This is a genomic window from Nocardioides sp. Arc9.136 (assembly GCF_030506255.1).
Lineage (GTDB): Bacteria > Actinomycetota > Actinomycetes > Propionibacteriales > Nocardioidaceae > Nocardioides.
Map to the genome: position 1 here is coordinate 2,643,551 of NZ_CP113431.1, position 13,788 is coordinate 2,657,338.

The window sequence follows — 13,788 nt, forward strand, 5'->3', positions numbered from 1 at the left end:
GTCAGCCCTTGATCTCCGTCCAGGCCTGGGTCCACTGCGAGTAGTCGGTGCACTCGACGTCGGTGCGGCCGTCCAGGCACTCCTTGATCGGCGTGCGCCAGAACCACAGCTGGTCGGCGTACTCCTCGTCACCGGCGTGGAAGGTCTCGCAGTGCTTCGGGTCGGTGGTCTCCTCGCACGCGGCGGGGCTGTTGGGCGCCTCGCCGAAGTACTCGGTCGCCTGGGCGTTGGCCTCCGGGCTCAGGATGTAGTCCATCCAGGCGTAGGCGCAGTTGGGGTTCTTGGCCTGCGAGGAGAGCATCCACGTGTCGTTCCACGCGGTCGCGCCCTCCTCGGGCAGGACGACGTCGACGTCCTTGTTCTTGATGTTGTTCTTGATGACCTGCCAGGTGGTGCCGACCACCGAGTCGCCGGTCTCGAAGGCCTGGACCTCCTTGAGGTAGTCCGCCCAGTACTCCCCGACGTGCTGGCGCTGCTGCTTGAGCAGCTCCACCGCGGCGTCGAGCTGCTCCTGGTCGAGCGCGTAGGGGTTCTCGATGCCGAGGTCGGGCTGGGTCTTCATCAGGTACAGCGCGGCGTCGGCGATGTAGATCGGCGAGTCGTACGCCGTCACCTTGCCGGTGTTCGCCTCGAGCTGGTCGGGCTCGAAGACCGCGCCCCACGACGTCGGCGGGGTGTCGAAGTTCTTCTTGTTGAACATCAGCAGGTTCGCGCCGTACCCGTGCGGCACGCCGTAGTTGACGTCGTCGACGGTGTTCCACTCGGTGTTCTTGAGGAAGTCGTAGACGTTCTCGTAGTTCGGGATCAGGTCGGTGTTGACCTCCTGCGCCTCGTCGGAGGCGATGAGGCGCAGCGAGAGGTCACCGGAGGCGGCGATCACGTCGTACTCACCGGACTTGGCGAGGTTGAGGGCCTCGTCGGAGGTGCCGTAGACCTTGCTGGTCACCTCGCAGCCGGTGTCCTTCTCGAACGCGCTGACCCAGTCGACCTTCGGGTCGTTCGTGCCGTCCTCGACGTAGCCGGGCCAGGCGAGGATGGAGACCTGGCCCTCCATCTTGCCGACCTCCTCGACGGCGGCGGTCTCCTTGTCGTCCTCTCCCCCGCCGCACGCGGTCAGGACGGAGACCGAGAGGAGGGTCAGGCAGGCCAGGGTGGCGCGGCCACGCCGGAGTGTGGGGTTCATGCAGATCTCCGCTTTCTCTGGGGATGGTGTGGTGGTCGTGCGGTGGGGCTCGGGTGGGGCTCGGGTGGGGCTCGGGTGGGCGCTCGGCGCTCAGGAGGTGGCGGGGCTCAGCGCGACCACGTCGGCCCGGGCGAAGCGGACCGTCACGGAGTCGCCGCGGTGCTCGGGATCGGTGAGCCGGCCGTCGCTCGGCTCGAGCGCGACCAGGTCGACGCCGTCGTGGGTGCGCAGGTGCACCCGGTTGGCGCTGCCGAGGTAGATCGTCTCGACCACGACCGCGCCGAGGGCGACCTCGCCGGAGGCCGGCGGCTCCGACCCGGCCGGCGTGAGCCGCAGCCGCTCCGGCCGGATCGCGTGCTCGCCGTCCACGCCCAGCAGCTGCCTCGACACCTCCTCGGTGAGCAGGTTGGTGGTGCCGACGAACCCGGCGACGTACGCCGAGGTCGGGTGCTCGTAGATGTCGCGGGGCGTCCCGAGCTGCTGGATGCGACCCGCGTCGAAGACGGCGATCCGGTCGCTGAGGGTGAGCGCCTCCTCCTGGTCGTGGGTGACGAAGACGAATGTGATGCCCAGGTCGCGCTGGAGCTGCTTGAGCTCGACCTGCATCTGCTCGCGGAGCTTGAGGTCGAGCGCGCCGAGCGGCTCGTCGAGGAGCAGCACACGGGGCTCGAGGACGATCGCCCGCGCGAGGGCGACCCGCTGGCGCTGGCCGCCGGAGAGCTGGGTGGGACGTCGCCCGCCGAGGTGGCCCAGCCGCACGGTGTCGAGCGCCTGCTGGGCCCGCTGCCGGCGGTCCTTCTTGCCCAGGCCCCGCACGCGGAGCCCGTAGGCGACGTTGTCGAGGACGCTCATGTGCGGGAAGAGCGCGTAGTCCTGGAAGACGGTGTGCACGTCGCGCTCGAACGGCGCGGCCCGGGTGACGTCGACGCCGCCGAGCAGCACGGTGCCCTCCGAGGCCTGCTCGAACCCGGCGACCAGGCGCAGCACCGTGGTCTTGCCCGACCCCGACGGACCGAGCATGGAGAAGAACTCGCCGTCGGCGATGTCGAGGTCCACGCCGTCGACCGCGGCGACGTCGCCGAAGTGCTTGCGCAGTCCGCGCAGGGAAATCGCAGGGACCTGCGGGGCGGCGCCCGGCGCGGGGGCCGGCGCGGTCGCGCTGGTCGGGTGTGGCATCAGTCGTGGCCTTTCGTCAGGTCCGGTTGGCGCGTTAACCTATGACTTCAGAGTTCACAGTGCAATAGGTTCCGGCAGGATGGTCGGAAACGTCATCGAGCGGTAACAAGCGAGGAGGTCCCGTGGCGGTGCAGTTCTACGGCCGGGCGTCGGCAGCGGTGTTCTCGCCACTGGAGTCCAAGAGCCGGTCCGAGCTGGTGAGCCGCCGCCTGACCGACGCGATCGCGCTCGGCCTCCTCCCCGACGCCGAGCAGCTGCCCGGCGAGACCGACCTCGCCGGGATCTTCGGCGTCTCGACCGTCACCGTCCGCGAGGCCCTGTCCGTCCTGCGGGCCGAGGGGCTGATCGAGACCCGGCGGGGTCGCGGGGGCGGCAGCTTCGTGCGCACGCCGGAGGGTGGCGTCGTGGAGCTGGCCCGGCGCCGGCTCGACGGCTTCAGCCTCAGTGAGCTGCGCGACCTCGGTGACGTCTACGCCGCCATCAGCGGCGCCAGCGCCGCCCTGGCCGCGCGCCGCTCCAGCGCCGAGGACCTCGACCGGCTGCGGCGGGTGGCCGACACGCTCGCCACCGCCACCGCGCCCGACGCACGCCGGCGCGCCGACGCCCACTTCCACGTCGAGGTGGCCGCGGCGGCCCAGTCGCCGCAGCTCTACCACGAGGAGGTCCGGCTCCAGGCGGAGTTCGGCACCCTCCTGTGGATCGCCTTCGGGGACGACTCCAGCCACGAGCAGATGGTGCGCAGCTGCCGTGCCGTGGTGGACTCCATCGCGAACCGAGACCCCCGGGCCGCCCGCGAGGCCGCAGAGCAGCGGGTCGCGGACTCCACCGCCCGCCTGATCGACTACCGACTCAACCGGGACCGCCGATGACCCTGCACGACTCCCCCGACGTCGACCGGGTGACCCTGGCGGTCCTCGAGGTCGTCGGCCACGCCCTCGAGCTCGCCGACCGGATCGCGGCCGCGGTCCAGCCCGCGCTCGAGGCGCGACCCGCACCACGTCGCTCGGACCTCACCGGGGTCGAGGCGCTCGTCGGCCCGGTGCTCGCCGACCTGGACCAGCCGGAGCAGGGGGCGGGGTTCGTGGCGGCCGTCGGGCTGCTCGAGGACGCGCCCTGGTGGCTGGAGTGGTTCGCGCGCGACCCCGACGGACGGGTGCAGCGGCTGGTCACCCACTCCGACCCCGACGGCATCGGCTTCTACGACTACGAGTCGCTCCCCTGGTACGTCGTGCCCCGCGACTCCGGCCACCGGCACGTGACCGGTCCCTACGTCGACTACCTGTGCACCGAGGAGTACACCCTCACCTTCAGCACCCCCGTCCACGCCGGCGGCCGCTTCGTGGGCGTGGCCGGCGCCGACATCGCCGTCAAGCACGTCGAGGAGCACCTGCTGCCCGCGCTCTGCGCGGCCGGCACCCGGCTCGCGGTGGTCAACGGCGACGGCCGGATCCTGTCGAGCAACAGCGGGCGCCACGTCTGCGGCGACCTGCTGGAGACCGACCCCGCCTCCCCCGTGCGCGCGACCCGCGCGATCGACGGCCTGCCGCTGTCGGTCGTCGACCTCGGCGACTGACGGCGGCCCCGGGGCCGCTCACGGCTGCAGCGCCGGCGCGGCGTAGGTCTCCTTCACGAACCGCAGGTGGCTCCAGCTCTCCACGTCGGCGACGCCGTCCAACGACCGCACGGCGTCCAGGGCCTCGAGCAACGCCCCGGGGGTGAACGTCCGCAGCGTCGCGACCGCGTCGAACCTCCCCCACGTGCGCGCCAGGAAGCTCACCGCCGGCAGCCCGAGGAGCGCGGCGACCACCTCCACGTGCCCCCCGCCCAGCCGGATGCCGATCCCGAGCGCGACCTGCGGGTCGTCCCCCGACTGCCGCACCAGCGCACCGACCCGGACGACCTGGGCCTCCAGCAACCGCACCACACGCCGCCGCACACCCGCCGGGGAGAGCCCCACCACCGCCGCGAGCTCGACGTACGACGCGCGCCCGTCGTCCTGCAGGGCCCGTAGCAGAGCCACGTCCGTCGCGTCGACCGTGGTGGCCACCGCACCGGTCGGTCCCACCACGTCCCGGATGACCTCGGCGTAGGGAAGGGTGTCGAGCGCCCGCACGCCGGGGAGGAGCCGGATCGCCGCGAGCGCCTCGTCGATGTCCCGTGGCGACCCGGTCCGCAGCTCGGCGACGACGGCGTACGGGCCGGCCGTCAGCGACACGAAGGGCACGTCGGACCGCTCCGCGACCCGCTCGGCGACGACATCGGCGCGGCCCGAGACGGCCACCCCGACGTGGGCGAGGGAGCTGCGGCCCAGGACGGCCGGGTGCACGACGCCGCGGACGACGACCTCGCCGGAGGTCAGCAGCCGGTGCATGCGCGCGGCGACCACGGATCGGGAGATCCCCGAGAGCCGGGCGATCTCCCGGTGCGGGAGCCGGCCGTCGGACTTCAGCAGCCCGACGATGACCTGGTCGACCGCGTCCATGGGTGCGCCTCCGAAATTCTGTCAGCAACTTTGACCACGACGGCCGCGCCGAACGTACCCCAGCAGTGCCCCGGGCCGCCCGAACTGACCCTTTGCACCGCGTTCGACGCGCCGATCGTGATTCGTTACGCGCTGGTTACGCACGAACGGCTTGCCAGGGAACGGGGGCCTACCTAGGGTCGTCGCCTGCCGGGTGAGATCGCCATCACGGCAGCACAGGACACGGCTCCTGATCGGGCACGGCCAGCCGTCGCCCGCCTGTGCCACCCGTCCGGGGCTTGACATCGATGAGGGAGCCGAACGTGTCCGACACCTTGCACAGCGGGTCTGAAGGATCCGACACCGCCACGACCGGCCTGGCGCGGAACGCGCTCAACCTGCCGGAGCTGGTCTTCACCGCGATGGCGGCGCTCGCACCGCTGACCCTCGTGGTCGCCGTGATGCCGCTGCACTTCTTCGTCGGCGGTCCGGCCGTGCCCGGGGGCTACCTCGTCGCCGCCGCCGTCATGGGCCTGTTCGCCGTCGGGCTGACGACGATCATGCGCTACATCCGCAACACCGGCGCGTTCTACGCGATCATCGCCCGCGGGCTCGGCAAGGTCCCCGGCTCCGCCTCGGCGCTGCTGGCGATCGTGGCCTACAACGCGCTGCAGGTCTCGACGTACGGCGCCCTGGGCCTCTACGCCGCCGACGTCGTCGAGCAGGTCTTCGGGATCGACGCACCATGGTGGCTCTACGGTGCGGTCGCGCTCGTCCTCGTCGCGCTCCTCGGCTACCGCGGCATCACCGCCAGCGCGAAGGTCCTCACCGTCGTGCTGACGCTGGAGATGGTCGCGCTCGCCGCGCTGGCCGTCGCGATCCTCGCCGACGGCGGCACCGGTCCGCTCTCCCTGACGCCGTTCTCCCCGAGCACCGTCCTGGACCCCTCCAACGGCCCGATGTACGGGCTGATCTTCGGCGCCTTCATGGGCTTCGAGTCCACGGTCATCTACTCCGAGGAGACCGCGGGAGGCGCGCGGACCATGCGCCGCGCCACCTACGCAGTCGTCGCCGTCATCGGCGTGTTCTACGCCGCCATCGCCTACGTCATCGTGTCGGCGTACGGCGTCGGCGACATCGCCACCGCGGCCAGCGAGGACCCCGCCGGCCTGGTCGTCGTGCTCTTCGACCGCTACACCTCCGCATGGGTCGGCGAGCTGGTCTCCGTCCTGCTGCTCCTCAGCGCCTTCGCAGCGCTGCTCGCCCTGCACAACGCGAGCAACCGCTACGCGTTCGCCCTGGGCCGGGAGCGCCTGATCCCCAGCGCCTTCGCCCGCACGCACCCCACCACCCGGTCCCCGTGGGTCGCCGGCCTGACGCAGAGCGCCGTCGCGGCCGTCGTGCTGGTCGCCTGCGTCGCCCTCGACGTCGACCCCTACCTCGGCCTGCTGCTCTGGGGCAGCGCCCTGGGCTTCCTCGGGATCATCGCGCTGTGGGCGCTGTGCGCCCTCGCCGCCGTCGTCTACATGCGCCGCCACCATCCGGAGGTCGGCCTCTGGCGCTCGGCCGTCGCGCCCCTCCTCGCGGCCGTCGCCCTCGCCGTCGTCTTCGTCCTGGTCATCGCCAACTTCGACCTCTTCTCCGGCGGCACACCGGCGGTCAACGCCACGCTCTTCACCATCGCCGCCCTCGCCGTCGTCGGTGGCGTCGGCCGGGCGCTGTACCTGCGGGCCCGCGTCCCGGAGGTCTACGCCCGGCTCGGGACGACCGACGCCGGCGCCGACCCCGCCCACGAGCCGGCCGACGAGCCGGTCGCCGAGCCCACCGACGAGCCGAGGACGTGGTGATCCCCGTGCTGCCCTCCCCCGCCTCCCACGGCCCCGCCTCCCCCGAGCCCGAGTACCGCCCGGTCGACCTGGACGCCGTCGCCGACGCGAGCGTCGACGTCTTCGAGGACCCCGCCGACGTCGAGCTGGGCGAGCGGCGGCTCCACGGGCTGCCCTTCCGGTTCGGCACGCCGGAGCGCGCGGTCGTCCGCGTCGACCCGCGCACGACGACCCGCGTCCCGGCCACCGGGCCGGCCACCTGGCTGGTCTTCGCCCACGCCGTCCTGGAGGCCGACCTCTACCGCGGTGGCCGCGTCGGCGACCGGGTCGGCTCCTACACCCTCGAGTACGCCGACGGGACGACCCACACCCACCCGCTGCGCCAGCGCTTCGAGATCGGCCCGACGCCCCGCCGCTGGGACGACCGGCCGCTGCCGCTCGACTGGGGCCAGACGCCCCTGCTGGCCCGCAACGACGCCGAGCACGTGCTCATGGACCGCAGCTGCGGCCGGTACGACCAGGCCGGTGCACGCCTGGTCGGCATCGACGACCCCCAGTCCCAGGTTCCCTACGTGCTGCCCTACCGCTTCTACCTGTGGGCCCTGGAGAACCCCCGCCCCGACGCCGACCTGACGGCCGTCTCGGTCACGGCCGACGAGGCGACGCTCCTGCTCGGCGCACTCACGCTCAGCCGCCTCGACGAGGAGCCCTTCACCACCACGGTGGCGCGGGAGGTGCTGCTCGACATCCGGGACGGCGACGTGGACGAGACCGTGGAGGTCGACGTCGACCGCGGCTCGGCGACCTACGTCTACCGGACCACGCCCGACGTCCAGGACGCCGCCGGGCTCCCCGCCGGGTGGGGCGCCCCGCGGCCGTCGGCCTGGCCCACCGGGTACACCAAGATCTCCGCCTCCCCCTCCGCGACCGTCACCGTGCGCCGCGGGGGCCACCCGATCGGCGAGTTCCGCTGGGCCGACCTCGTGGCCCACGACGTGCTCTCCTTCGACTGGGGCACCGTCCGCCTCCCCCGGCCCGACCAGAACTGGGTCCGCACGCGGGTCCGCGACGCGGCCGGCCGGCCGGTGCCGTGCCGCATCCGCTTCCAGACCCTCGAGGGCATCCCGATCGCGCCGTACGGCCACCACGCCCACATCAACTCCGACGGCGGCACGTGGAACCTCGACATCGGCGGCGACGTACGACTCGGCAGCCACACCTACGCCGCGATCGACGGCGACTGCGAGGGCTGGCTGCCCGCCGGCGAGGTCCAGGTCGAGGTGGTCCGCGGCTTCGAGCACGAGCCCGTCCGCCGGACCGTGACGATCGCGCCCGACCAGGGCCACCTCGACCTCGTCCTCGAGCGCCGCTTCGACGCCCGCGAGCGCGGCTACCTCAGCGGCGACACCCACGTGCACTTCATGTCCACGCACGGCGCCGAGCTCGAGGCGCGGGCCGAGGACCTGCACATCGCCAACCTCCTGCTGGCCCAGTGGGGCGAGCACTTCACGGGCACCGAGGAGTTCACCGGGCACGCGCACGTCTCCCACGACCACCACACGGTCGTGTACGCAGGGCAGGAGAACCGCACCAACATGCTCGGCCACATCAACCTGCTGGGCCTGAAGAAGCCGATCATGCCGTGGTCGACGGGCGGGTCGGAGGAGGACGAGCTCGGCGGCGGCCTGGCCACCACGCTCTCGCACTGGGCCGACGAGTGCCACGCCCAGGGCGGCACCGTCGTCCTCGCCCACTTCCCCGTGCCCTACGGCGAGACGGCGGCGCTCCTGGCCACCGGACGCCTCGACGCCGTCGAGACCATCGCCTACGACGACTACAACGTGACGGAGTACTACCGGTACCTCAACGCCGGGTTCCGGGTCCCGCTGGTCGGCGGCACCGACAAGATGACCAGCGAGGTCCCCGTCGGGCTGGTCCGCACCTACGCCTCGACCAGGACCCCCGGCGCCACCACCGGCCCGGCCGCCGAGGTGGACCACGACGCGTGGTGCGCCGGCATCCGCCGCGGCGACACCATGGTGTCCAGCGGCCCGCTGCTCTGGCTCACCGTCGACGACGAGCCGCCGGGCTCGGTGATCACGGGCCGGTCGACCGTGCACCTGCGCGTCGAGCTCGAGACCATCTTCCCGGTCGACCGCATCGAGGTCGTCCGCAACGGCGAGGTGCTGCACACCGAGCACGTCGAGGCCGGCACCAGCACCCACCTGCTGGACCTGCCCGTCGACGTCGACGGGTCCGACTGGCTCCTCGCCCGGTGCTTCGGGTCCGGCGACGCCGGCGCCCGGCACACCGACACCTGGGCGCGCCCGGTCGTCGCCCACACCTCGCCGGTGTACGTCAGCTCCGCACCCACCTGGGAGCGCGTCGACCGCGAGGTCATCGACACGATGCTCGCGATGGTCGAGGGAGCACGGCGCCACGTCACCGAGGAGGCACGCACCCGCTGGCACGGCGCGGTGCGCCACCGCCACGGCGAGCCCGACCACCTCGCCCACCTGACCCGCCCCTTCGACGAGGCGACCGCCGCGCTGCACGCGCGGCTCGGCGCCTCCGGCACGTCCTAGAAAGCAGGCCCCCATGACGATGAACCCCGACACGCTCAGCGCGCTCACCAACACCCCCGCCCCGGCCTTCGCCTGGTCGCCGAAGGGCTGGCCCTCGGAACGGCCCTCGAGCGACCCCGCTGACCCCGAGACCTGGATCTACACCGACCGGTACTCCTACAGCCCGGGCGAGACGGTCACCTTCCACGTCTCCTCCTCCGCGGAGGAGTTCGAGCTGGAGATCGTCCGCGACGGCAGCCGGCCCACCACGGTCCACCACGCGCACCACCTCACCGCGCCGCAGCAGGAGACCCCCGAGGACGCCTACGCCGCCGGGTGCGGGTGGACGCCCACCCACAGCTGGCAGGTCCCCGAGGACTGCCGGTCCGGCTTCTTCCTCGTCACCGTCCGCAACACGACTCCCCACGGCACCTGGGAGCGCGAGCACTTCTTCGTCGTGCGCGCCGCCGCCGACCGGCGCAGCGACATCGCCCTCGTCCTCACCACCGGCACCCTGAGCGCGTACAACGACTGGGGCGGCGCCAACCACTACCGCGGCATCGGCGACGACCCCCGCAACGACTCCGGCTCCCCGCTCTCCAGCACCCAGCGCCCGATCGGCCGGGGCATGCTCCGCAAGCCCGTCGACGCCCCCCGGGAGTACCACCCCTACACGCCGAGCATCGGCTGGGTCCCGCGGTACGACTCCTACGAGTGGGCCAGGTTCAACGGCTACAGCCGTCACCACGCCGACGCCTTCTGGGCCACCTACGAGCGCAGCTTCGTGGTGTGGGCGGAGGAGGCCGGCTACGAGCTGGACTACCTCACCCAGGTCGACCTGCACCAGGACCCGACCGCCCTCGACGGCTACGCCTGCGCCGTCGTCGTGGGCCACGACGAGTACTGGACCTGGGAGCAGCGCGACGTCGTCGACGCCTTCGTCGAGCGCGGCGGCGGCTTCGCCCGCTTCGCGGGCAACTTCCAGTGGCAGGTCCGGCTGAGCGAGGACGGCACGACCCAGTACTGCTACCGCCTGCCCTCGCTCGACCCGGAGGCCGCCACGACGCCGCGGCGCGCCACCACCAACTGGGAGGCCAAGAGCGTCGGCCGCCCCGGAGCCACGACCATCGGGCTCAACGGGCTGGGCGGCATCTACAACCGGTACGGCGCCGCGGTCCCGCGCTCCTCCGGCGGCTTCACGGTCTACCGGCCCGAGCACTGGTCGTTCGAGGGGACCGACCTCTACTACGGCGACCTCCTCGGCGGGGCGCCGGCGTTCCTGGCCGCCTTCGAGGTCGACTCGGTCGAGTACACCTTCCGGCGCGGTCTGCCGTACCCGACCTACGAGGACGGCGCCCCCGAGACCCTCGAGATCCTCGCGATGTGCCCGGCCGCCAAGGGCGAGGAGGACCGCTTCGGCGGCCAGCACCCCATCGGCGGCCCGGAGGCGGAGGTGTACGCCTACAACGCCGAGCTCGGCGACGACCTCCCCGACTACGTGCACGAGAACCAGATGCGCGGCGCCGGCATGATCGCCGCCTTCACCCGCGGGGACGGCGAGGTCTTCAACGGCGGCTCGACCGAGTGGTCCAACGCCCTGCGCGTCGGCGACCCCTTCGTCGACCGAATCGTCCGCAACGTCCTGGACCGCTTCACGAAGGGTGAGACCCGATGACGACCCCCGCGACCCCCCTGACCATCGACGCCGTCCGCGCGGTCGACCGCACCGCCCCCAGGGTGGTGCCGGACCCCGCCGGCTACGACCGCGTCACCGGCGACTGGGCCGAGGCGGAGTACCGCGCCGTCGAGATCGCCGACGACTCCCTGGGCGGGCTCTGGGAGGGCGAGCCCGGGGAGGTCTTCTTCGAGTCCTGGCCCTACACCGAGTTCTGCGTGGTGATCAGCGGCCGGGTCGCGGTCCGGGACGACGCCGGGGCCCGCCGCGAGTTCGGGCCCGGGGAGGCGTTCGTCGTCCCGCGCGGCTTCCGCGGCACGTGGGAGACCCTCGAGCCGTCGGTCAAGTACTTCGTGGCCATGCGATGACCGCCCACCCGAGCCCCGACCCACGGACCGTGGGGCCTACCGACAGCTCCCTGGTGCCGCGGTACGCCGGGCCGGCGACGTTCGCCCGCCTGCCGCGGATCGACCAGGTGGACCACGCGGACGTGGTCGTCGCCGGCGTCCCCTTCGACACCGGGGTCTCCTACCGGCCCGGAGCCCGCTTCGGGCCCGGCCACGTGCGGGAGTCCTCCCGGCTGCTGCGCCCCTACCACCCGGCGCTGGACGCCTCGCCGTTCGAGCTCGCCCAGGTCGTCGACGGCGGCGACATCATCGCCAACCCCTTCGACATCCCGGCCGCCATCGACGCCATCCAGGCGGGGGCGTCCGGCCTGACCAGCAGCGGCGCGGGCCTGCTCACGATCGGCGGGGACCACACCATCGCGCTCCCCCTCCTCCGCGACGTGGCCGAGCGCCACGGCCCGGTCGCGCTGCTCCACTTCGACGCGCACCTGGACACCTGGGACACCTACTTCGGCGCCCGCTACACGCACGGGACGCCGTTCCGCCGCGCCGTCGAGGAGGGCCTGGTCGACACCGAGGCGCTGTGCCACGTCGGCACCCGCGGCCCGCTGTACGGCAAGAAGGACCTCGAGGACGACCGACGGTTCGGGTTCGGGATCCTGACCGCCAGCGACGTCTACCACCAGGGCGTCCTGGAGATCGTCGACCGGCTCCGCTCGCGGGTCGGCGACCGACCGCTGTACGTCTCGGTCGACATCGACGTGCTCGACCCCGCGCACGCACCGGGGACCGGCACGCCCGAGGCCGGCGGCCTCACCAGCCGCGAGCTCCTCGAGATCCTCCGGGGCCTGCGCGGGCTCCACCTCGTCGGCGCCGACGTCGTCGAGGTCTCCCCCGCCTACGACCACGCCGAGCTCACCGGGGTCGCCGCGTCGCACGTCGCCTACGACCTCCTCACCCTGATGACCCTGCAGCGGCGGGCGTGACCACCACCCACCGCCCGCCGGCACCGCCCGCCGACACCGCCCGAACTCCCGACCCACCGCCCGAGGACCCCTTCGTGAACTCCGACGCCGCCGCTACCGGCGCTGCGCTGTACGCCGTCACCGACCCCGCCTCCGGGGAGCTCGTCCGCACCTTCCCCACCGCCACCGACCTCGAGGTCGAGTCGGCCCTCGCCCGGGCCGCCGCCGCGGGGAGGGCGTGGGGACGGGAGACCTCCGTCGACCAGCGGGCGGCGCTCCTGCACCGCGTCGCCGACCTGCACGAGGAGCGTGCCGACGGCCTCGCCCGGATCATCACGCGGGAGATGGGGAAGCCGCACGACGAGGCGGTCGGCGAGGTGCAGTTCAGCGCCGCGATCTACCGCTACTACGCCGACAACGCCGCGGACTTCCTCGCCGACGAGCCGATCCCCGTGCTCGAGGGCGAGGGAACGGCGCTGGTGCGGCGCGCGCCGTACGGCGTCCTGCTGGGCATCATGCCGTGGAACTACCCCGCCTACCAGGTCGCCCGCTTCGCCGCCCCGAACCTCGCCGCCGGCAACACGATCCTGCTCAAGCACGCGCCGCAGTGCCCCGGGTCCGCGGCGGCGCTCGAGGACGTCTTCGCCGACGCGGGCCTGCCCCGCGGTGCCTACACGAACCTCAACGCCACCGACGACCAGGTCACCGCCATCATCGAGGACCCGCGCCTGGCCGGTGTCTCGCTCACCGGCTCCGAGCGCGCGGGCGCCGCCGTCGCCGCGACGGCGGGCAGGAACCTGAAGAAGGTCGTGCTGGAGCTCGGCGGCTCGGACGCGTTCCTCCTGCTCTCGACCGACGACCTCGACCCGGTCGTGGACCAGGCCGTCGCCGCCCGGCTCGAGAACACCGGCCAGGCCTGCAACGCGGCCAAGCGGTTCATCGTGGCGGGCGACCTCTACGAGCCGTTCGTGCAGCGCTTCACCGCCGCCCTCCTCGCCGCCGCCGACGGCATCGCGCCGCTCTCCTCCGAGGCGGCGGCCGAGCGCCTCGACGCCCAGGTCCGGGCCGCGGTCGACCAGGGCGCACGACTGGTCACCGGTGGCGAGCGGCGCGGGGCGCACTTCCCGCCGGCGGTCCTCACCGGGGTCACCCCGGACAACGACGCCTACCACCAGGAGCTCTTCGGCCCGGTGGCCACTGTCTTCCGCGTCGACTCCGAGGACGAGGCGGTCGCCCTCGCCAACGACACCCCCTACGGCCTCGGCTCGTACGTCTTCACCACCTCCGCCGAGCAGGCCGAGCGGGTCGCGGACCGCCTCGACGTCGGCATGGTGTTCGTCAACGGCGTGCTGGTCGAGGGCGTCGAGCTGCCCTTCGGTGGCGTCAAGAGGTCGGGCTTCGGCCGCGAGCTCGGACGCCATGGCATGGACGAGTTCGTCAACAAGAAGCTCATCCGGACCGTGCGCTGACCCCGGCGGGAGCGGTCGTCGTGGCCGGCCGCTCCCGCGGCGTGCTCGCCCGGCCGCGCTCGGGGTGGCTCAGGGCCGCGTCCACGCTGCCGATGAACCGGGTACTGCTCCGCAGCCGGCGC

The 13,788-nt window shown here is 72.9% G+C and carries 11 protein-coding genes; 8 read left to right on the plus strand and 3 right to left on the minus strand.

Translation table 11 applies throughout. The features are described from left to right. Position 1 precedes the first annotated feature (1 nt). Positions 2–1,183, minus strand: coding sequence for an extracellular solute-binding protein (locus OSR43_RS12850; RefSeq protein ID WP_302266959.1), 1,182 nt, complete (start codon positions 1,181–1,183; stop codon positions 2–4). A 90-nt stretch (positions 1,184–1,273) separates the two neighbouring features. Next, complete coding sequence (locus tag OSR43_RS12855) at positions 1,274–2,359, minus strand: ABC transporter ATP-binding protein (protein WP_302266960.1); 1,086 nt, start codon at positions 2,357–2,359, stop codon at positions 1,274–1,276. A 122-nt stretch (positions 2,360–2,481) separates the two neighbouring features. On the opposite strand from OSR43_RS12855, the gene OSR43_RS12860 reads away from it, so the two are divergent. Both OSR43_RS12860 and OSR43_RS12865 read left to right on the plus strand, forming a co-directional pair. Continuing rightward, the gene (locus OSR43_RS12860; protein ID WP_302266961.1) at positions 2,482–3,228 is read left to right on the plus strand and encodes a FadR/GntR family transcriptional regulator; all 747 of its coding nucleotides are present in this window, start codon (positions 2,482–2,484) and stop codon (positions 3,226–3,228) included. Beyond that, positions 3,225–3,932: a cache domain-containing protein gene (locus OSR43_RS12865; RefSeq protein ID WP_302266963.1), complete on the plus strand. Its 708-nt coding sequence runs from the start codon at positions 3,225–3,227 to the stop codon at positions 3,930–3,932. The genes OSR43_RS12860 and OSR43_RS12865 overlap by 4 nt, the downstream gene beginning before the upstream one ends. Positions 3,933–3,950: 18 nt before the next feature. Here OSR43_RS12865 and OSR43_RS12870 read toward each other — a convergent pair whose 3' ends face one another. Beyond that, positions 3,951–4,841 (minus strand): Lrp/AsnC family transcriptional regulator, encoded by an 891-nt coding sequence (locus tag OSR43_RS12870; RefSeq protein ID WP_302266964.1) that lies wholly within the window; start codon positions 4,839–4,841, stop codon positions 3,951–3,953. Positions 4,842–5,143: 302 nt separating this feature from the next. On the opposite strand from OSR43_RS12870, the gene OSR43_RS12875 reads away from it, so the two are divergent. Genes OSR43_RS12875 through OSR43_RS12900 form a run of 6 tightly spaced genes read left to right on the plus strand, consistent with a single transcriptional unit; the run spans position 5,144 to position 13,666 of the window. Continuing rightward, positions 5,144–6,667 carry an APC family permease gene (locus OSR43_RS12875; RefSeq protein WP_302266965.1) on the plus strand — a complete coding sequence of 508 codons (1,524 nt, stop codon included), beginning with the start codon at positions 5,144–5,146 and terminating at the stop codon, positions 6,665–6,667. Beyond that, positions 6,661–9,231, plus strand: coding sequence for a CehA/McbA family metallohydrolase (locus OSR43_RS12880; protein ID WP_302266966.1), 2,571 nt, complete (start codon positions 6,661–6,663; stop codon positions 9,229–9,231). Before OSR43_RS12875 ends, OSR43_RS12880 begins: the two co-directional genes overlap by 7 nt. Before the next feature lie 13 nt (positions 9,232–9,244). Further along, positions 9,245–10,885, plus strand: a complete 1,641-nt coding sequence (locus tag OSR43_RS12885) for a N,N-dimethylformamidase beta subunit family domain-containing protein (RefSeq protein ID WP_302266967.1) — start codon at positions 9,245–9,247, stop codon at positions 10,883–10,885. Further along, the gene (locus OSR43_RS12890) at positions 10,882–11,253 is read left to right on the plus strand and encodes a cupin domain-containing protein (protein ID WP_302266968.1); all 372 of its coding nucleotides are present in this window, start codon (positions 10,882–10,884) and stop codon (positions 11,251–11,253) included. Before OSR43_RS12885 ends, OSR43_RS12890 begins: the two co-directional genes overlap by 4 nt. After that, positions 11,250–12,218 (plus strand): agmatinase, encoded by a 969-nt coding sequence (speB, locus tag OSR43_RS12895; protein WP_367891494.1) that lies wholly within the window; start codon positions 11,250–11,252, stop codon positions 12,216–12,218. The genes OSR43_RS12890 and speB overlap by 4 nt, the downstream gene beginning before the upstream one ends. Further along, positions 12,215–13,666, plus strand: a complete 1,452-nt coding sequence (locus tag OSR43_RS12900) for an NAD-dependent succinate-semialdehyde dehydrogenase (protein ID WP_367891495.1) — start codon at positions 12,215–12,217, stop codon at positions 13,664–13,666. The genes speB and OSR43_RS12900 overlap by 4 nt, the downstream gene beginning before the upstream one ends. Positions 13,667–13,788 lie beyond the last annotated feature (122 nt).